Source organism: Weissella paramesenteroides ATCC 33313 (genome assembly GCF_000160575.1).
Lineage (GTDB): Bacteria > Bacillota > Bacilli > Lactobacillales > Lactobacillaceae > Weissella > Weissella paramesenteroides.
In genome coordinates this window covers 88,053-108,198 of sequence record NZ_GG697128.1, presented here as the reverse complement: position 1 = coordinate 108,198, position 20,146 = coordinate 88,053, and the positions used below count along the sequence as shown (strand labels likewise).

Annotated in this window: 17 protein-coding genes; 2 read left to right on the top strand and 15 right to left on the bottom strand. The window is 37.0% G+C overall.

Annotated elements, in window-relative coordinates:
• Nucleotides 1-6: 6 nt before the first annotated feature.
• The 13 genes from polA to dnaG form a co-directional block, all read right to left on the bottom strand.
• Nucleotides 7-2,706, bottom strand: a complete 2,700-nt coding sequence (gene polA / locus HMPREF0877_RS00510; RefSeq protein ID WP_040760087.1) for a DNA polymerase I — start codon at nt 2,704-2,706, stop codon at nt 7-9.
• 131 nt (nt 2,707-2,837) lie between these two features.
• Nucleotides 2,838-3,557: a Bax inhibitor-1/YccA family protein gene (locus HMPREF0877_RS00505; RefSeq protein ID WP_002827090.1), complete on the bottom strand. Its 720-nt coding sequence runs from the start codon at nt 3,555-3,557 to the stop codon at nt 2,838-2,840.
• Nucleotides 3,558-3,665: 108 nt separating this feature from the next.
• Nucleotides 3,666-5,006, bottom strand: a complete 1,341-nt coding sequence (gene murC / locus HMPREF0877_RS00500; protein ID WP_040760084.1) for a UDP-N-acetylmuramate--L-alanine ligase — start codon at nt 5,004-5,006, stop codon at nt 3,666-3,668.
• A gap of 106 nt (nt 5,007-5,112) precedes the next feature.
• Nucleotides 5,113-5,469 carry a hypothetical protein gene (locus HMPREF0877_RS00495; RefSeq protein WP_002827088.1) on the bottom strand — a complete coding sequence of 119 codons (357 nt, stop codon included), beginning with the start codon at nt 5,467-5,469 and terminating at the stop codon, nt 5,113-5,115.
• A gap of 15 nt (nt 5,470-5,484) precedes the next feature.
• A complete protein-coding gene (ytpR, locus tag HMPREF0877_RS00490; protein WP_002827087.1) occupies nt 5,485-6,123 on the bottom strand; it encodes a YtpR family tRNA-binding protein in 639 nt (212 codons plus the stop codon).
• Between the two features lie 42 nt (nt 6,124-6,165).
• Complete coding sequence (pepA, locus tag HMPREF0877_RS00485) at nt 6,166-7,239, bottom strand: glutamyl aminopeptidase (RefSeq protein WP_040760081.1); 1,074 nt, start codon at nt 7,237-7,239, stop codon at nt 6,166-6,168.
• Between the two features lie 29 nt (nt 7,240-7,268).
• Nucleotides 7,269-7,904, bottom strand: coding sequence for a uridine kinase (gene udk, locus HMPREF0877_RS00480; RefSeq protein WP_040760078.1), 636 nt, complete (start codon nt 7,902-7,904; stop codon nt 7,269-7,271).
• Between the two features lie 33 nt (nt 7,905-7,937).
• Nucleotides 7,938-9,314 (bottom strand): sensor histidine kinase, encoded by a 1,377-nt coding sequence (locus tag HMPREF0877_RS00475; RefSeq protein ID WP_002827081.1) that lies wholly within the window; start codon nt 9,312-9,314, stop codon nt 7,938-7,940.
• An 8-nt stretch (nt 9,315-9,322) separates the two neighbouring features.
• Nucleotides 9,323-10,042, bottom strand: coding sequence for a response regulator transcription factor (locus HMPREF0877_RS00470; RefSeq protein WP_002827080.1), 720 nt, complete (start codon nt 10,040-10,042; stop codon nt 9,323-9,325).
• Nucleotides 10,043-10,157: 115 nt separating this feature from the next.
• Nucleotides 10,158-11,387 carry an MFS transporter gene (locus HMPREF0877_RS00465; protein ID WP_002827079.1) on the bottom strand — a complete coding sequence of 410 codons (1,230 nt, stop codon included), beginning with the start codon at nt 11,385-11,387 and terminating at the stop codon, nt 10,158-10,160.
• Between the two features lie 18 nt (nt 11,388-11,405).
• Nucleotides 11,406-12,347, bottom strand: coding sequence for a DMT family transporter (locus HMPREF0877_RS00460; RefSeq protein ID WP_002827078.1), 942 nt, complete (start codon nt 12,345-12,347; stop codon nt 11,406-11,408).
• A gap of 101 nt (nt 12,348-12,448) precedes the next feature.
• Complete coding sequence (gene rpoD / locus HMPREF0877_RS00455; protein WP_002827077.1) at nt 12,449-13,585, bottom strand: RNA polymerase sigma factor RpoD; 1,137 nt, start codon at nt 13,583-13,585, stop codon at nt 12,449-12,451.
• Between the two features lie 10 nt (nt 13,586-13,595).
• Complete coding sequence (gene dnaG, locus HMPREF0877_RS00450) at nt 13,596-15,461, bottom strand: DNA primase (RefSeq protein ID WP_002827076.1); 1,866 nt, start codon at nt 15,459-15,461, stop codon at nt 13,596-13,598.
• Between the two features lie 313 nt (nt 15,462-15,774).
• On the opposite strand from dnaG, the gene HMPREF0877_RS00445 reads away from it, so the two are divergent.
• The gene (locus HMPREF0877_RS00445; RefSeq protein ID WP_040760075.1) at nt 15,775-16,953 is read left to right on the top strand and encodes a hypothetical protein; all 1,179 of its coding nucleotides are present in this window, start codon (nt 15,775-15,777) and stop codon (nt 16,951-16,953) included.
• A gap of 311 nt (nt 16,954-17,264) precedes the next feature.
• On the opposite strand, the gene HMPREF0877_RS00440 is transcribed toward HMPREF0877_RS00445, so the two are convergent.
• Complete coding sequence (locus HMPREF0877_RS00440; protein WP_002827074.1) at nt 17,265-17,741, bottom strand: effector binding domain-containing protein; 477 nt, start codon at nt 17,739-17,741, stop codon at nt 17,265-17,267.
• A 91-nt stretch (nt 17,742-17,832) separates the two neighbouring features.
• Between HMPREF0877_RS00440 and HMPREF0877_RS00435 the strand changes: the two genes are divergently transcribed.
• A complete protein-coding gene (locus HMPREF0877_RS00435) occupies nt 17,833-18,780 on the top strand; it encodes a helix-turn-helix transcriptional regulator (RefSeq protein WP_040760072.1) in 948 nt (315 codons plus the stop codon).
• A gap of 55 nt (nt 18,781-18,835) precedes the next feature.
• Here the strand turns inward: HMPREF0877_RS00435 and HMPREF0877_RS00430 are convergent, their stop codons facing one another.
• The gene (locus tag HMPREF0877_RS00430; RefSeq protein WP_002827072.1) at nt 18,836-20,002 is read right to left on the bottom strand and encodes a glycosyltransferase family protein; all 1,167 of its coding nucleotides are present in this window, start codon (nt 20,000-20,002) and stop codon (nt 18,836-18,838) included.
• Nucleotides 20,003-20,146 lie beyond the last annotated feature (144 nt).

Below are 20,146 nucleotides of genomic sequence, written 5' to 3'. Positions count from 1 at the left end.
TTAATATTATTTTGCATCATACCATGACGCACCAACGTGAGAAGAAACTAACAAAGGTACATCTAGTTTGACTGCGCTATCCATAACTTTTGTCACGAGTTTCTCTAAGTCAGCCATTTCACTTGCGGGTGCTTCAAAAATCAATTCGTCATGCACCTGTAGTAGCATGTGTGCCTGCATACCAGCCTGTTCAATAGCAGCTTGAACTTTGATCATCGCAATCTTAATAATATCAGCCGCTGAACCTTGAATAGGCGAATTCATGGCTGTACGCTCCGCAAATGATCGTGCATTAAATCTTTTGGCTTTGATATCTGGCAGATAGCGACGACGATGGGCAATCGTTTCTACATAACCTGTTTCTCGGGCGGAAGCAATAATATCATCAGACCATTTTTTAACATCTGGATATTGATCAAAATAGGTTTCAATAATTGCTTTCGCTTCCTTGCGTGATACGCCAATATTTTTTGAAAGCCCAAAATCTGAGATACCGTACACAATGCCAAAATTAACTGCCTTCGCTTGACGACGCACATTACCTTCAACAGGTTCATCATCCTTAATGCCAAAGATACGACGTGCCGTTGCTGCGTGGATATCTTCACCATTTATGAACGCAGCTTGTAGATTTTTGTCACCAGTAATATGGGCTAAAACACGTAGTTCAATTTGTGAATAATCAGCACTCAGGATTTGCCAGTCAGAATGACTTGGCACAAATGCCTTACGAATTTGGCGTCCTTCTTCAATTCGGACAGGGATATTCTGCAAATTAGGATCAACTGAAGATAAGCGACCAGTTTGTGTCAACGTTTGTAAATATCTTGTATGCACCTTTGAATCAGAGCCATGAATAACTCGTAAAAGACCTTCAACGTATGTTGATTGAATCTTAGCAACTTGTCGATAAGCTAAGATTGATTCTACGATTGGTACATCGCCCATTTTTTCTAGTACTTCAACACTGGTTGAATAACCCGTCTTGGTCTTCTTGATTGGTGTATACTTCATTTCCTCAAACAAAACGACACCCAATTGCTTAGGAGATTGAATATTAAATTCATGCCCAGCTTGTTGATAAATTTTTTGTTCAAGCTCACTCAAACGTTCAGTTAATTTACTACGCATTTGCAGCAGTTGTTCCGAGTCAACAGTAATGCCAGTTGATTCCATATCCGCTAAAATTTTGGTTAGTGGTAATTCAATATCTTCATATAGTTTCGTCTGCTCATGGCTTAACAGTCTGTCTAATAGAGGCTCACGCAGTAGATTAATGGCCATCGCCTTGCGCCCAAGATGTTCGAAAAAGTCTGCATCGGCTGCGGGGATGGCAAACTTAGCCCCTTTCCCATAGACTTCTTCATCAGTCATCACAGCATAGTAGTCATTATCGTGTGCTAATGCACCTAGGTCATTATTGTTATCATTAGTATCTAGCAGATAAGATACTAACAATAAATCAAAAGAAACACCCTTCAGTGCAATACCTAGTCGCTTTAAACTAACGTATAGTTCTTTTGCGTTAAAAACATTTTTAAGAATTGTTGAGTCTTCAAGAATCCGCTTAACTGGTGAATTTTGCGTTAATAAGTCAATGTCCCGACTAGCAAAATAACCATCTGCTTGGTTTCCAATCACAAAACCAATCGGATTTGCTATATGATAATTTTCATTATCTAACTCAAGATAAAAACTTACCGTGTCTTTTAATTGAGAAACATGAGCTAAACTTGCTGGCGTAATAGCTGATACATCTAAAGTTGTGTTATTAATGTCAAACTCTGCATCTTTTGTATGACCACTCGTTGGCACAGTATAACCCTGATTAGCAAGTTTTACTAATTGCGCTTTAAAATCTAAATGCTGGTAAAAAGGAATGATGTTTTCATAATCTGGACCATGGTAGTTCAAATCTGATAATGAAATTGTCACTGGTGCATCGGTTAAAATTTTAGCTAAGTCGCGCGATAACATTGCATCTTGCTTCCCATTAACTAGCTTTTCCTTTTGCTTTGACGCCTTCATTTCATCAATTTGTTCATACATCTCAGGAATTGAATGATACTGTTTTATGAGTTTCAATGCCGTTTTTGGACCAATTCCAGCAACGCCAGGATAATTATCACTGGTATCACCTTGTAAACCTTTGATGTCAACAATTTGTTTTGGCTCTAAACCATCATAAAGTTCTGCAATCATAGCTGGTGTATAGTGATCAATTTCTGAAATTCCCTTTTTCGTTACCCAAACAGTTATATCGTCTGATACTAATTGGGTCATATCACGATCACCAGTCACAATGGTAACAGAATAACCATTTTCTTCACCCAAACGGGCCATTGTACCGATAATATCATCTGCTTCAAAACCAGGAAGCTCATAAGACTTAATACCGTGTAGTTCCACCATTTTACGCAACGGTTCAAATTGCTCTACTAACTCTTGTGGGGTATTGTCACGGTTTCCTTTATAATTATCAAATTTTCCTGTACGAAAAGTTGTTTTACCCGCATCCCATGCAACTAGTGCTAAGTCAGGATTAAAAGGATCAATAATACCATCTAGCAGGTTATTAAATCCAACTAACGCATTCGTATGTAGACCTTCATGGTTAACAAAACGATCGACTTGGTTTATCAATGCATAAAATGCTCGAAAAGCCAAAGAATTACCATCAATTAAAAGTAAAGTTGGTTTTGCCATAATTATCTCGTTTCTGGGTAAAATACCCTTTTTCTCTACTAACAGTTTATCAGAGTTCAAATAGTGATGACACCCTTTACACACAAAAAGCGCCACCTTGTTGTTACAAGGTAACGCTTTTGAGTTATTGATTAGTCACGTGAACCGAATGCTGTAAACAATTGCAAAATGTAAATGAACATATTAATGAAGTCCATATACAAGTTTAACGCACCTGAGACAGCGATTCCCTGCGTCAATTGCGCATCATTTTCGCCAAACTCAAAGTACATTGCCTTCAAGCGATTCATATCATATGCTGTCATGACAGCAAAGACAAGCACCCCAAGAATTGAGATGAAGAAGTAAACCATACTATTAAAGAAAAATAGATTGATAATACCCCCGATAATCAAAGCAATTAATGATCCAAATAGGATTGAAGACAATGATGCTAATGATTTCTTAGTAAAATAACCATATGCGGCCATTCCTGCAAATAGAAATGCAGTTGTAAGAAATGCTATTGCAATCATACCAATGTTTATAGTTAAGCCAATAACCGTAAACGTGAATCCGTTAAGTACCGCAAACCCCATTAACATACCGAATGCTTGTGCGGGATTTTTATATACACGGCTTGAAAATAGCCAAACAAATCCCATCATGATACCAAAAATAATCAATGACGAAATTGGACTACTGAAAATTCGCACAATTGGGCCAGCAAAGAATGTTGTTCCTAAGTATGCTGTCACCGCTGTTACAAGCAATGCTAATGCCATATATGAATAGACTTTTTTGAAAAAGTTATTCACACCACTAACATCCGGATTTACGAGCCGTGGTTCTTGTTTTTGAAAATTATCCATATTTACCTCCTACGTTGTCAAATGACAATGGTTTGGTGAACCTTTCCATTAGTAATAGTATAACAGAAAGCTTATTTTAAGATTAATATTTAGCATAAAAATTAACTTTTATTGTAAATTAGTTTGCGTGTTAGCTAGCAAAGTTTCAAAAGCAAATTCAGTCATTTGTAAATCACCAGCCCCCATAAATACAAATACACCATCTTCGTCTGCCAAAAGTGGTGCAACCTCAGTTGGCGAAACAATACCTTCAAACTTAGAAATTTTCTTTCCTAAGTCAGCAGAACTAATTGCTCCGGCAGTTTCACGTGCTGAAGCAAATATTTCTGTTAAGAAAACATTATCAGCTAGATCAAGGGCTTTTGCAAAATCATCTTGATAGGCAATCGTTCGTGAGAATGTGTGAGGTTGGAAGACAGCTGTTAATTTGCGATCAGGATATTTTTGACGGGCCGCATCAATCGTTGCCGTAATTTCAGATGGATGATGTGCATAGTCATCAATGATTGTCACTGGCCCGATATGTTTTTCCGTGAAACGCCTTTTAACTCCTTGAAATGTCAATAATTCCTCTTGAATTAATTGTGTTTCAATTTCTTCAAAATATGAAACGGCAACAACTGCCAATGTATTCAAAACACCGTGTTGACCAAACAAAGGCACTTTGAAATTTCCTAAAAATTCGTCATGGTAGTAGGCATCAAAACTTGATCCCTTTGTTGAGCGCTTAATGTTAGTTGCATAAAAGTCATCAGTTTCTGGATTTGTACCATAATAATAGACTGGAACAGATACCTTAATTTTACGAAGTTGTTCGTCATCACCCCATGCGAAGATTCCTTTTTTAACATTGTTACCAAAGTCTTCAAACGCACTGCGTACATCATCAATGCCCGTATAATAATCCGGATGGTCAAAATCAATATTTGTCATGATTGCATAATCAGGCGTGTAATCTTTAAAATGGCGACGATATTCATCAGCTTCAAAAATGAAGAATCGTGCATTTGGCACACCCTTACCAGTACCATCACCAATTAAATATGAAGTTGGTGCAATTCCTGATAACACGTGTGAAAGCAACCCCGTCGTAGAAGTCTTACCATGAGCACCAGCAACCCCAATTGACGTATATTGCGTAATCAGTTGTTCAACCATATCAGGGTAAGTTAAAATTGTTAATTCATCTGCCATGGCTAATGCCGCAGCAACTTCAACTTGATCATCCTCAAATGAATTTCCTCGAATGACGGTCATTCCTGGTTTAATATTAGCTGCATCGAATGAATAAATTTGAATTTCAGCTTCCTCAAGGGGCTTCTGAGTAAATGTATATTCATCAATATCTGATCCAGAGACTTGATACCCTTGATCGTGCAAAATTAACGCCAATGCACTCATTCCTGAGCCCTTAATACCAATAAAATAATAATTTGGATTTTTGTCCATTTTTCTCATCCATTCTAACGTAAATATCGTTCGTTAAATTCTATTAAATCTATCTTATCAGAAAAAAACATCTGCTGATATAATTTCAGCAAATGTTTTTTAAAGGTTAGTGACCCATAAAGTAGCCATTGTGATCTTTAGCGGCTGAACTATCCTCTTCTAAAAGAATATCATCTAGGCTGAGTCCCAATCCAGTTTTAATAGATTTAGTCTTATTAACCTTTGATACTTTGTTTACAACCTTTTTAGTTTTTGAGGCTATCTGTTTTTTTGAAGTTGATAACTTGTGCGGTTTTAAAATTTCTACTATCACCGGTTGTCTATCCGGTATCTTTTCCAAATAATCGTCATCATCAGTTGCCAAAGAAATATATTCTGTCTTGGCAGCCAACAATTCTGCAACCTGTTGGTCATAGGTATGCATTAAATTTGTGTATAAAACAATTGGTCGCTGCAAAGCCATTAAATCACCACCCTTTTATTTAAACAGTGATTGAGCTGCCGTAGAGTTGACGTCAAATGGTGTACCAACTGGTGCAAAATCATCTGGCAAAATTAAAGCACCTGGAACCTGTGGCGCATTTGGCAATCGTAGTTCCCGGCCAGAAACGATCATACCATCTGATGAAACTCCTCGTAATTCACCTGGCCAAATGATAAGCCCTGAAGGCATCATTGCCCCAACCTTAGCGACTACAACCTTAATTCCTTGTTGCATGTTCGGCGACCCTGAAACAATTTGAACACGTTCATCATTATCAACAACGGTCGTTGTTACTTGAAGGTGATCAGAATCTGGGTGTGGCTCTGCTTTTTCAACATAACCAACAACAAATTTAGGTTCATCATCTATAACCAATTCTTGAGTAAATCCTGCTTTTTTAATCAATGTATTTAGTTTTTCAACTTGTTCACTAGAAAGAAAGACCTGCCCAGAAACATTTGATAAGTCTAATGATTGGCTAATATTAATAAAATTATAACCAATCAATTCGTCATTATCACCGATAAACTGAACAACATCACCTGCATGATTAACATTAAAGTTAGTTGATTGATTAGTTAATACAATTAGGTTGTCACCCATGCCTGATGGATTATAGCTGGCAATTAGCATACTGTCAGTACTCCTTTTAATTAATTTAATTTTTTAAAATGATTAGTCGCCATAAATAATGTCATTAACGGTTGTTGCGTCTAATTTTTGTGCTAGTGTTTCCACCAATGCTTGCGCAGACTCAAAATCTGCCACCGACCAAACCGTTTGATGTGTATGGATATAGCGAGATGCCACACCTAGCGCAACGGACGGAATACCTTGATTCTGTGACTGTGCGCCATGTGCATCAGTACCACCCTTGGCAACAAAATATTGTAATGAGATTCCAGCATCATGTGCGGTGTCTAAAACAAATTCCTTCAATCGTAGTGGCATAACCACACCAGGATCAAAGACGCGTAACAATGCACCGTGATCCATTTGACCCTGTCCCTCAGAAGATAGGGTATCATCTGCTGCTGATGAATCTAATGCAAAGAAAATATCAGGTTTTAACTGGTTGACGGCTGGTCCAACACCTCTTAGTCCAACTTCTTCCTGCGTATTAGCTCCCATAATCAGAGTATTTGGTAATTTTTTGTTTTTTAAATTCTCTAATGCATTTAAAATTGTCACTAAACCGAAACGATTGTCCCAGCTTTTTGATACAACACGCTTACCATTTGCTAACATTTTTGTTGTGACATCGGGAACAATGAAATCACCTGGATGAATACCATATTCTGCCACTTCATCTGCTGAAGTGAAACCACCGTCAAACAAGATATCTTGAATTTGTGGTGTACCATTAACATTTCCCTGACGTAAAAGATGTGGTGAAACTGAAGAAGAAACGACTGGATAAGCGTTATCACGAGTGAAAAGTGTAAAACGCTCAGCAGAGACTGTATATGGATTCCAACCACCAACTGGTGCGACAACTAACATCCCACGTTGGGTAATTTGTGTGACAATAAAGCCAACTTCATCCATATGTGCACCAAACATAATTCGTGGTGCATTAGCATCTTCGCTATGTCGGATACCATAAAGACCACCCAAACCATTTTGAACGACCTCATCAACCAATGGTGAAAGATCGTCTCTAAATGCTTGTCTAACAAGATGTTCCTGACCAGACGTCCCCTGTAGTTCGGTATACTTTACAACACGATTCCAAATTCGTTCTTCCAATATTCTCACGCTTTCTTTAGGAAATTTATTTATGCCTTGTTTTGACTTAAAATTGCTCGAATTTGAGCTTCCAACATTCCGATACCAACCGTATTTGCGCCACCTTCCGGTAGGATAATATCAGCGTAACGCTTTGTGGGTTCCACAAACTGGTGATACATCGGCTTCACAGTCTCCATATATTGGTTGACCACTGAATCGACTGTTCGTCCACGCTCAACAATGTCACGTTGCATCCGACGAATAAAACGCAAATCATCATCAGTATCAACGTATACCTTAATATCTAGCAAATCACGTAATCTTGGCTCTGTAAATAATAATACCCCTTCTAAAATAATTACATCAGCTGGAGCTACTGTAATTGTCTTATCTGATCGTGTGTGATTTGTATAATCGTAAGTTGGCTGATCGATAGATTCACGATTTAATAGTCGCTTTAATTGGGCAATCAATAATTCATTATCTAATGAATCAGGATGATCATAGTTGGTCATTCGCCGTTCAGCCATACTTTTTTCACTTTGATCACGGTAATACGCATCTTGCGGAACCATAACAACCGACTCACCTTTAAGGCGTTTAATAATGTCCTGGCTGACGGTTGTTTTTCCAGATCCAGATCCTCCCGTGACACCGATAACCATTGGGCGTGATATAGACATGTTAAACCTCTTTCTTTGTAGTTAAAATAATCTTTATTGTAATGGTAAAGTGACTGTGATTGTTGTACCAACGCCCACTTGACTGGTTAATTCAATTTTTCCTTGCGCTTGCTCAACCAAATCATTCACAATTGCTAGTCCTAGGCCGGTACCTGGAATTGATTTTGTACGGGACTTATCAACGCGATAAAAGCGTTCGAAAATCCGGTTTTGTTCATCACTTGGAATTCCTAGTCCAGTGTCCTTGACTGCAAATACTAATTCATTTGCTGTGACCATCGCTGAGACCTTAACCGAACCATCTTGCCGATTATATTTCATTGCATTACCAATTAAATTCGTCAAAATTTGTTCAAAATTACTCTTATTTTGGTTCACAACAAGTGTATCGTTAACTTCATTTTTAAGTGTTAAATTCAAATTGTCTTTAATTTCTGCTTTCGCATTAAAAATCTTCTCAACCATTTCAGACATATTAAACTGTTGCAGCGTGTTTGCTCGCTCCGGTACTTTCGCCAATGTCAAAATATCATCAGTCAAGTCTAGCAAGCGTTTTGTCTCAGATTGAATAATTTCTAAAAATTGTTGTCTATCTGTTGGATCTTCTTGCGCCCCGTTTAATAATGTTTCTGTAAATCCTGAAATTGATGTCAAAGGTGTTCGTAATTCATGTGAAGCATTGGCAACAAACGCAGTTTGCATGTCCTTCATTTGAATAACTTCTGTCATATCATAGAGCAGAACTAATAGTTCAAAATGACGCTCACGTGTTTCATAGTAAACAACTGAAACATCAACTGTCTTATCATCAATTTTAACTAGTTCACGAAATTTCTTTTTTTGTTTAAGCGCTTGTTCAAAAAGTTCCATTAAACGATGATATTTAATAACATTATCATAGTGTTGATTGATCAAACTATGTTGCACACCGAGTAATTGACTTGCCTGATCATTTGCTTGAATAATCTTACGTTCAGGAGTAATTTGCAATACACCCAATGGCATATTCTCCATCAAAGTTTCCATCGTACTACTCTGCTCTTGCATGATTTTAATGCGCTTACTATTTAAATGCTGAACGCTATTAATTGCTGCTGCAAGCGGTGCTAAAGAATCATCTGGGTGCATTAGAACATGCGCAGTATGCGTATGGGTCGTTTCCAAATCCTGTAATTTTTCAATAAACAGTGTTAAATGTGCATCTCGTCTTTGTCTTTGAATTTCTAAGGCTAATGTTGTTGCACCAGCCAAAATCATTGAAAGTAATACCAAAACATGCCATTTCAGAGTCACATTTTGATCACCCGTCAGTGAGGTCAACCATAGTATGAGCCAAATAATTGCTGCATAAATAAACCAGAAAAGGACAAAACGTTTTGCTGATTGGATTAATTCATCAATATTCATCATTCAACCCCTTACTCTCGTTCATCATGTGAGCGGTCAAAACGATAACCAAAGCCACGAACTGTCTTTAAATAAACCGGATGTTTTGGATCCAGCTCAATCTTATCTCGTAGGTGTGATAGGTGCATGTCAACCATGCGAGTATCTGGACCAGAAAATTCATAACCCCAAACACCATCTAAAATGGTTTCACGACTTAGAACGCGTCCTTCGCGCTCAGCCATATATGCTAATAATTCGTATTCTTTTGGGGTCAGTTTAACAATTTCACCGTCAAACTGCACAACCATCTTATCAAAATCAATCGTCAACCGACCATATGATTGACTATGTTTCACGCTCTGTTCTTTTTCCGTTTGTGTTTTCTGACTAAAACGTCGTAAAACCGCATGTACACGTGCAATAACTTCTCTTGGACTGAATGGTTTCGTCACATAATCATCTGCACCAATCTCTAGACCAACAACTTTATCAATTTCGTCATCTAAAGCCGTCAACATAATAATTGGAATTTGATTTTTCTCAGCTCGTAATTCACGAGTGACGTCCACACCACTTTCTTCAGGTAACATAATGTCTAATAAGACAATATCAATTTTTTGTTCATGAATAATGTCTAATGCTTGTTTACCATCTACGGCCGAGACCACATCAAAACCAGATTTCTTTAAGTTATACGTTAGTAGAGTTTGTAATGATGGTTCGTCATCAACGACCAAAACTTTTGTCATAACTAAAAACTCCTATTTTTATCTATTAACTACAAGTTTACCACGAAAAATGGGTAAATTGCTGACATACATTAAGGTTAATCATTGCTTTTTAAATAACTGAATGTTCATTAAATTAAAAGTCGTTTTTCCTTACTAACTTTCGTGCATGGTAATTACTTAGAACTTTAATTACTAACATACCAATAATTAATAGCGCACCGAGCAAGAAGATAGTCCACTCACCCATTATGGATACACCGTATCCCAACGCTACCGTAATAATTGGTGAGAATAAATCAGTCGCAAAGAAAGAGATACCAAAAACACGACCCAAGTATTCTGGTGCACTAGCTTGCTGTCGCACAGTATTGATTTTAATAACAAAAGCTGAACGGGCAAAACCATACAAAATGACTAATACAATAAATACCCAAAGATACTTAAAGAATGTTGCTACTAAAAATGCAACACCTAACAAATAGAAATCTCGGTACATAGAACTCATTGTGTTATATTGTGGTAATTTTGCTAATATCACACTAACAAAAACGCCCGCAATTGCTGCTAAAGTTAATGCTGTTGAATAACTTGTAGCCGTACCATGATAATTATGTTGAATAAGATATGGCATTGCTAAAATAAATCCCTCAAAGAAAAAGTTTGTCCATATAGTAAGTAGCATTGATTCAAAGAGTTTAGGTGATTGCTGCACATATTTAAATCCTGCCGTTAAACTTTGTAAGAAAGGCTCAATAATATGTGGCTCTTCCTTTGGTGCTGGTCGATACTTAATCGCTAAATTAAACAGTACTGTTACCAATAGCATAATTCCAAGGATTTGCAGGAAAGTTCTTAGATTGATCCACTCAAAGTGTAATAATAAACCACCTACTAATGGCCCCATTGCTTGTCCTGTTGAAAATGCTGCACTGGCCCATGCGTTAAATCCTGCTAACGACTTTTCTTTGATAACATCAGGTAGGATTGCTCTCGTTGCAGGATATGAATATGAAACATCAACATTTAGGATAAAGGTCAACATGAATAAAATCCATACTTGTGGTTTAGCTGGATCAATAAAGAATGATAAACCTAATGCACCAATTGCGCCTAACAAATCCGCTATTAGTAGGACTTTTTTTCGATTAAATCGGTCTAAAATTGAGCCAACAAAAATATCATTAAGGACATAGACAATGAACCCAAAACCAGTCAATATCCCAAGAATTTCAGCATTACCATAACTTGCTACCAAGAACCAATTCAACCCAAATCGATAAACGCCGTCGCCGAAGACTGACGCAAAGTTCGATGCGAGTAATGGAAAACTAAAATTTGTTAATTTAGATTGATGTTCTTCCATACATCATCCCCCCTTTTACTATAGAAACTTAATAATCGCTACACCCACAGCCATAATAATGACACCAATAATTTGAATCAGACTGACTGAAGACTTAGCAGATCGCCACCAACCAAATTGCTGAACCAGCATTGACCCAGTGATAGAACCAATTAATCCCATTGTAATTGTTAATCCTGCACCAATTTTTGGAACAGTTAGTACTGTGGCGAGGACAAAAGAACCACCCAGTATACCACCAAACCAATTCCAAAGCTTTGTCGTTTTCAATTCAGATAATTTAGGTAGTCGACGTTCAAGAATTAGTGAAAAAATCGCAATTAATATAAAACCTGTAAAAAATGATATAAATGCAGCTTGTTCAGAATTATGTAAAAGGGTACCCAAATGGCCGTTAATAGCTTGTTGCGTTGCCGAAATGGCCCCTGCAATAATTGCCCAAATTTGCCAGAATAATTTACCTGTCTCTTTTTCCAGATTATTCAACATCAGTTCATCTTTTTTTAACTTGCTAGGTAAAACAACCGCACAGACAACTCCCAATATTAGAACCACCAGACCGACTAGTCGCAACATGGTTAACGGAATAATCGCTGCCTGGAACCAGCCAAAAGTGTCTATGATTGTCCCCATTAAAATTTGACCAAGAATTGGTAGAATCACTGTTTGCATCGCGCCAAGCTTTGGAAATAAGACAACATTAGACGTTAAGTAAATGCCCCCTAATAAACCACCCAGCCAGATCCACATTGGTTGGTTACTAATAAATTCTCTAGTAGGCCATAGATTACCCGACATTCCCCAACTCAGTAATCCTAAAAATACTGTACCCACTAAAAAAGAAATTGATGCTGCTAAAAATGGTGACCTGACAATTCTACTCAAGTCAGAATTAATTGGATTTTGATTAGCTAATAAAAATCCAGCTAAAAGAGCACATCCTAAAGAAATAAAAACCATCTGCCTACTCCTCACACATTAACAAGATTTTTTATGTAAAAAGAGTGGCTTTAACTACGAATTAATAGTTAAACCACTCTATAATTGTTGTCTTATGTTACTTAATCCAAGAAATCACGCAATTGTTTTGAGCGTGATGGGTGACGTAACTTTCGCAACGCTTTTGCTTCAATTTGACGGATTCGTTCACGGGTAACCCCGAATACCTTACCGACTTCTTCTAAAGTACGTGTACGACCATCCTCAAGACCAAAACGTAGTCGCAACACATTTTCTTCACGATCAGTTAGTGTATCAAGCACTGATTCTAGTTGTTCTTTCAACATTTGATAAGCTGCTGAGTCAGCTGGTGAAACAGCTTCATTATCTTCAATGAAATCACCTAGATGAGAATCATCCTCTTCACCAATAGGTGTTTCCAAAGAAACTGGTTCTTGTGCAATCTTCAAAATATCCCGAACCTTCTCAGTTGCAACATCCATTTCAGCACCGATTTCTTCAGGTGTTGGTTCACGTCCCAAATCCTGTAACAAATTACGTTGAATTCGAATTAATTTGTTAATTGTTTCAACCATGTGTACAGGAATTCGAATGGTACGGGCTTGATCAGCAATTGCACGGGTGATTGCTTGACGAATCCACCAAGTGGCATAAGTTGAGAACTTGAATCCCTTACGATAATCAAACTTCTCGACCGCCTTCATCAATCCCATATTTCCTTCTTGAATTAAATCAAGGAATTGCATACCACGACCAACATAACGCTTGGCAATTGAAACCACTAATCGTAAGTTTGCTTCAGCTAATTCTTGTTTTGCCGTTTCGTCACCGGCCTCAATTCTTTCGGCTAGAGAAACTTCTTCATCCCCAGTCAACAAAGAAACTCGACCAATTTCCTTCAGATACATACGAACCGGATCATTAATTTTCATACCAGTTGGTGCATCTGCAGCTTGTTTCAATTCCTTTGCAGACAGCTTTGTCTTTTTATTTTCTAGCGCACGCGCAGTGGGTTCGCCATTTTCATCAACAACAGAAATTCCTGCAGATTCAATTTGATCGTATAAATCATCAATTTGATCAGCATTCAAAGACATTGGCTTAACAACTGCCTTTTGCAAATCAGTTTCCTTGATTTGCTTATCTTTCTTAAATTCTTTGATGATACTCTTAACCGCTTTATCAAAATCAGTTTTACTGAATTGAGCAGCACTTTCCTCTGTTTTCTTTGCAGTCATAGTAAACTCCTTAATTATCTAAATTCTTTGTTTGCTTTTGTTTTAAAACTGTCATATATTCGACGCTCAGTTGTGCAATACGTGCATGATCATGCAATTGATTTGCTTCTTTTATATCACGTGATAATTGACGAATTTTTTCCTCTAACGGCGCTTCATCACTAATCACACGAATATACTCTGAGACTTGCTCTCGATCCATAAATAACTCTGAATCAATTTCTTCCAATGATGCTAATATTCTAGTTAATTCGGGCTTTTGCACATAATCCATAAATGCCGCCATGTCTGTTGCTGGTTGTTGCTGATACTCTTCACGATACGCCATCGCAATCATATACAATGTTTCATATGGTACATCCTGAAAAGAGAAATTAGCACGATTAGTAACTTGCAACCAAACATCATTATCACGGAGCATCCATGCTAGCAATATTTGCTCAGCTTTTTCTATACGTGTGACACTCTTTTTAATGATTTGATTATCAGGAAAGGACTGATGGCGAGCTTTTTGTCTATTACCCGATTCAGTGTTAGTAGCCCCCGATGATCGTTGTGCTTGTTTTTGTAATAAAATTGGGCGAATTTGATCCTGTAATGCTTCATAGCTTAAATCAAATTCATTAGCAAGCTGACGTAAAAACTGTTCACGTATAACAGGCTCTTTTACTGTTGCAATGACCACCAATGCATCACTAATGTATGAAAACAATTCAGTTTGATTATGTAAGTTACGATCAATCTGTAAATATCTTAAATTAAAAGTAACCGGGTCTTCAACATTGTGTACTAAAACTTGATTAAATGCCGTTGCATCATTTGAACGCAAATATTCATCAGGATCTTGATTATCTGGAATATGAATAATTTGTGCAGACAAACGTCCTTGCTGTGTAATTAAATCAAGTGCTCGCTTTGTCGCCTTTTGTCCTGCCATATCAGCGTCATAACTAATACTAATCTTATCAGTCATTCTAGATAAACGTTGTATTTGCTCAGACGTCAGTGATGTTCCCATTGAAGCAACACCATTTTGCACACCAGCTTGAAACGCGGCAATGACATCCATGAATCCTTCAAAAAGAATGACATGCTTCTTTTTCTTAATGGTATCTTTTGCTAAATCCAAATTGAATAATTCTGCTGATTTATTAAATAGTAGACTTTCAGGTGAATTAATATATTTTGGCTCATCATCATTTTGAGTTAGCTTTCGACCAGAAAATGCGATTGGGTGTCCAGCACTGTCTCTAATCGTAAATAATACTCGGTTAGCAAATCGATCATGCAGACTGCCATCCGACCATTCGACAAATAATTCTGATTTGCGCAATAACTGATAATCAACCTTTTGTGTTTGGAAGTAATCATATAGAATATTGCCTTCAGGTGCATACCCTAACATGAATGCATCGATTGTTTTCTCATCTAATCCTCGTGAAGTTAGATACGACAGTGCTTCTTCACCTGAAGCAGTATTAACTAACAAGTGATGATATAGCTTTGTTGCCTCTTCATATAACTCACGCAATGCTTTAATCTCTGGATCAACTTGTACATTCTGATCATTATCAAGATAGGCTTCATCCAAATCAACACCAGCCTGTGGTGCAACTTTTGCAACAGCCTGTGGAAATGATAAATTCTCAATCTCCATTAGAAAACTAAAGACATTTCCACCTCGGCCACATGAAAAACAGTGGAAAATTTGTTTCTCTTCATTAACAGAAAATGAAGGTGTTCGTTCTTCGTGAAACGGACATTTCCCAAACAAATTACGCCCCTGTTTCTTTAACTGTACGTATGGTGAAACAACATCAACAATATTAACGCGTTCACGAATCTCTTCAACAAGATTCTGTGGAATTCGTGCCATAATATTTCACCTCCGTTCCAATGAAAATGAACTTTTCCAGCTCCTATAATTATACGCTTGAATATTTAATATGCAAGTATCTTGTCAAGCCCTATGAAAACACATAAATCTTGTTATGACAACATTCTTATTTTAGATTGCATGGATTATGTAAACTAGAAGCCTAGCCCTTAGCTTAAAATTATTGTCCAGTCCGAGAGAATATAGTTTAATTCCTTAATATTTCTGTTTTTCATAAAATTGGGCTATTATAATATGTATTACTGCACTGGTAAAATTAGTGTATTAAGAAAGAGAAATGGAAAGCAAAACAATGTCCGAACAAAACATGTGGCTTAAACTACCACAAAAGTTAACCAAGCAGCTTAACCTTGAAGAAGACGACCAGGTTAAAATAACCTTGCGCAACCATGATGCGCTAATTGAGAGAGCTGAGAGTGAAATGTTGTATCAACGTATTTCGTTATTCTGGTACATACTACCAGCATTAATCGGTGCATTAATATTTAATATATTGTTCACGTTACACGGAAACACCCAAATAGCGTTGAGTGGGAAAATGTCACTTGCCACGGGAACAATTTTGCTGGGGACAATCATGGGGACACTATTATTTTGTATTTTCTTTATTCGGGAGCGACGGAACCAAACGAATCCATTTTCAAAAAACATTTATTGGCGAAATTTTCCAGTCATTATCTTATCATTCGGACTTATTCTAGGTTTGGGATTATTGGGCCTTTTCTGGTTATTTGAAACAATGTTTGATGGCTTGTCATTCGACCTATTGACAGCGACAATCATCTTTTTTATTTTTGAAATGATTATTAACTATGTTATGATTCTCGCAGCCTTCTCGTTAACCCCTAGTATGTTAATACGAGTATTTACGATAGTGATTGTCAGTGGTGTCTTAATCTCCATGGCTTCCAATACATCGCATCGGTGGTGGCAATATAATCTGAGCTTCTTGGGAACTAAATTAGCCAGTAATAGTTGGCAGTTTAACATTACTCTGATGTTCTCGGCGCTTGTCATGGTGGCGCTGGTAGATTACATATTTGTGTCACTACATGCTATCTATCCGCATGCATGGCGATTAAATGTTTTGCGGACACTTCTCACATTTATGGCAGTTGATCTTGGTGCAGTAGGTTTTTCCCCAAACAATGCTGCTTCACATTACATACATGATAAAGTCTCAGGTTTCCTGGTATACTTTATCATTGTTTTGATTATTGGTATTCGCTGGTTGTTGCCAGGAATCAGCAAAGAGTTTCTCTCACTTTCTTACACGATTGGTGCGATTCTAGTAGCCGCTGATATTTTATTTGAGGGCGTAAATTATTTATCATTGACAGCTTTTGAAATTATCGGTTTTGTGTTGTCATTCAGTTGGATTATTATACTGTTTCATTTACTCCAACAGCTAATTGACCGCGGAAGTCGCTCCTTCTATGTCAAGGCCAATAGCAGTCCTAGCCAAAATTAGTAAAATTTGCATTAGTACTAGCCATTTATTTTGGGGCAATTTTTGGGTTCTACAAAAAGGCCACTTTATTTGATACTTGGCAGTTGCAATTTATACCTCTTTTGAAAACATAGTAAAACCCCGTAAGTTTTGGAAATCACTTCAACTTACGGGGTTTTGTTGATCTATATAAAGCAATAACATTCTTTGTAGATTTGGTTGCTCAATTTCTAAAATATTCAACTAATTATTTCTAGATCTAGTTCAAAGCATTTTACTGTCTGTTAACAGTATCTTATTTCTTGTTGCGGAAATTTCCAAAATTTTTTTGATTATTGCTGAACAACTGGCACAAACATTTTTGCATTCAGATTATCACCACTACCAGTAATAGACACACCATTGGGACCACCAACATATGCATAACCACTCACTTGGCCCAGTACACTCCCAAAAGTTTCATTGATAACAGACTCACTAAGTGAATAAGTATCATCCCCTTGGCTCAGCACCACAACATATTCTCCAACAGGAAACTGAATCAAGCGATCTGCCTTAGAGTCCATTTTATCGGCACGAACACCGACGTAATACATCATTTTATTATCAACTGCCTCATTAACAAAGAACAGTTCATCACTAATGGCCAGCATTTTTAAGCGTTCTAGTTGACCATTCTCATTGATTATTTGCCAAAATGCTTGTTTTTCAGCAGCCAAACCAGCAAAATCGGTATAATTGCTAGTTAACTCTTTTTGAATACCTAAAACTGTAAAAGCCTCTTGTTGCTCGACATGAAAATCACTCATATTAATTCCTCCAATTTTAATGGCGTATTTCTTTTAACAGAATTAGTATGTCGTATAATAGTATCAAATAATGATACCTTTGGGGGATGAGATGAAAAAAACTGAACGAATCTACACCATGATGCGCTTTATGAATAACCGTAGCTTCTTTACTCTTCAGGATCTGATGACGACGTTTGATATTTCGCGAGCTACTGCAATTCGAGATGTTCATGAAATTGAAGATCTTGGTCTCCCTCTCACCGCAACAGTTGGCCATGATGGTGGCTATTCAGTATTGACTAACAAGGTATTATCACCAATCTACTTTACTGATGATCAAATCAAAGCCTTGTTTATTGCTTTTATGGCAACACGTAACCGTCAACTACCTTATCTTAAAAGTCGCCAATCAATAGCGGAAAAGTTGATTGGTTTAATTCCCCAAACACAACAAGATGAGTTGATTGAACTTAACAGACTTTTAATCTTTGAAGGTACAAATCCTTCTAAACCGGATTTATTGGATCTTACCGATTTTTCTAACCCTATGCTCGACACGCTTCTGGAGTTGTCCCTAACTAGTCGGTTTGTCCGCCTTACTACAAACACTGAAACCTATGTAGGTTACCTAATTCATCTATTACGTGAATCCGGTAGTTGGTATGCGCAACTACTTGAATTTAAAACAAAAACAGTTATCATTCTTGCGATTAGTAATTTAATGACTGTTGCTACTCTTCCAACATCAAAACAACCATCTCAGTCAACCATCCAGCAATGGCTATCGGACCAAAAAAAGTCACCATATTTAATCTATTACTTAGATGCGCAGGCAATTAGCCAGTATCATAAATACCATCCATTTAATGCGCAACTTACTTATCGAGATCCCTTTCAAAATACTGGTATGTTGACACTACGTGATATAACGCCTCTCGAACCACTGATTAACTGGTTACTATTTCTTGGTCCAGGAGCCCAGCTGATTGAAGCACCAGTTTCTGTTAAAAATGCTTTATCCAAACATATTATAATGCTTGCTAAACAATTCAATTGATGATTTAATCCTCCTTTATTGAAATATCCAAAAAAATTGAGAGAAAATTAGGCGATTAATTGGTGGATGTACCAGATTTTCGTTCGATATTTTCAATGATAGCTAGAAAATCTGTTAGTGTTTTTCCCCATGTGATTTGGGTTAAATAACTTTTAGCGTTCTTGGTTTTTCTTTCTAACTTTGTCGGCTCATTACAAATTTCTTCAAACAAATGCGACAAATCATACTCATTGAATTTGGTATAGTAGCAGCAATCGTCAGGAATAAAATCTTTGCCAGTTCCTTCTTCAAAGTCCAGAAACGGTAAACCACAACTCATCATTTCAAAAGGCACTAAGGAAAAATTAGTCATTGATGGTGCAATCCCAAAGTCAGCATTATAGTATAGTTCTCGTAACTGTTCTTTGTTAAGCTTTCCCAGATTTTTACCATTAATAAATTTTTCCGTTTTAATAGTACCAAAATAACTGATATTTAGTTTGATATTTTTCTGCGCTAATAATTTTTCCGTATTGTACAAAAGCAATTGAATGTTAATTGGCGCACGGCGAGGACTATTAAATTTGGTGTAAACTGCTAGATTAAGTTCTTTTTTACCTGGATATTCTTGGAAATTTCTATGATGATATTGATAGTGATTAACATCAACTGGAAAGTTAATCTGATCTAAGGGACTGTCGAGTTCACATTGTTGGCGTACCATTTCCGCACACCATGAACCTAAAGAGACCATATGTAAACCAAGCTGGTAGCTACGCTTAGCTAGTTGAGAGCGATCACCATAGGGATAAAAATAGGGCTCATAGTCTTGCACAAAATACATTTTGTACCCCGGCAAATTCTTGATCAAATACGCAGTTTCCCATAATGTTGCTATCCAAATATCAGAATGATGCTGTGAAAATGATGCCTCTGCCAAGCAAGTTCCTTGATAGCCGGGAAAATTAAAATCGGCGTTGGTTTGCATATCCTCAACTTTCTGCGGTACACAGCTTTGATAATAAACATCATATCCTTTTTTGCTTAACAATGTTCCAAGATGAAGCATCGTTGTAATTCCACCATCATATGGGATAATTCCGGTTGATACAAAAGTGACTGAGTGATATTCAGTTTTATAATTTTGTGTAATAGGTTTATTGTTGAAATATTCTAAATAGTTATCATAATCATGAATATTACCTTGTTTAATATCTTGCATATCAGTATTAACTGGTTCCATAAAGCCGACCTTTCTTTAACTAAAAATAATACAAAAATTACCATCAACTGTATCCACGGGTTGAATAATGTATTTATTGAACATACAAGTACCAAAAAAATAACATTAAGAATGTTACTTAATTAGTATAAAAAAAGCCCCTTT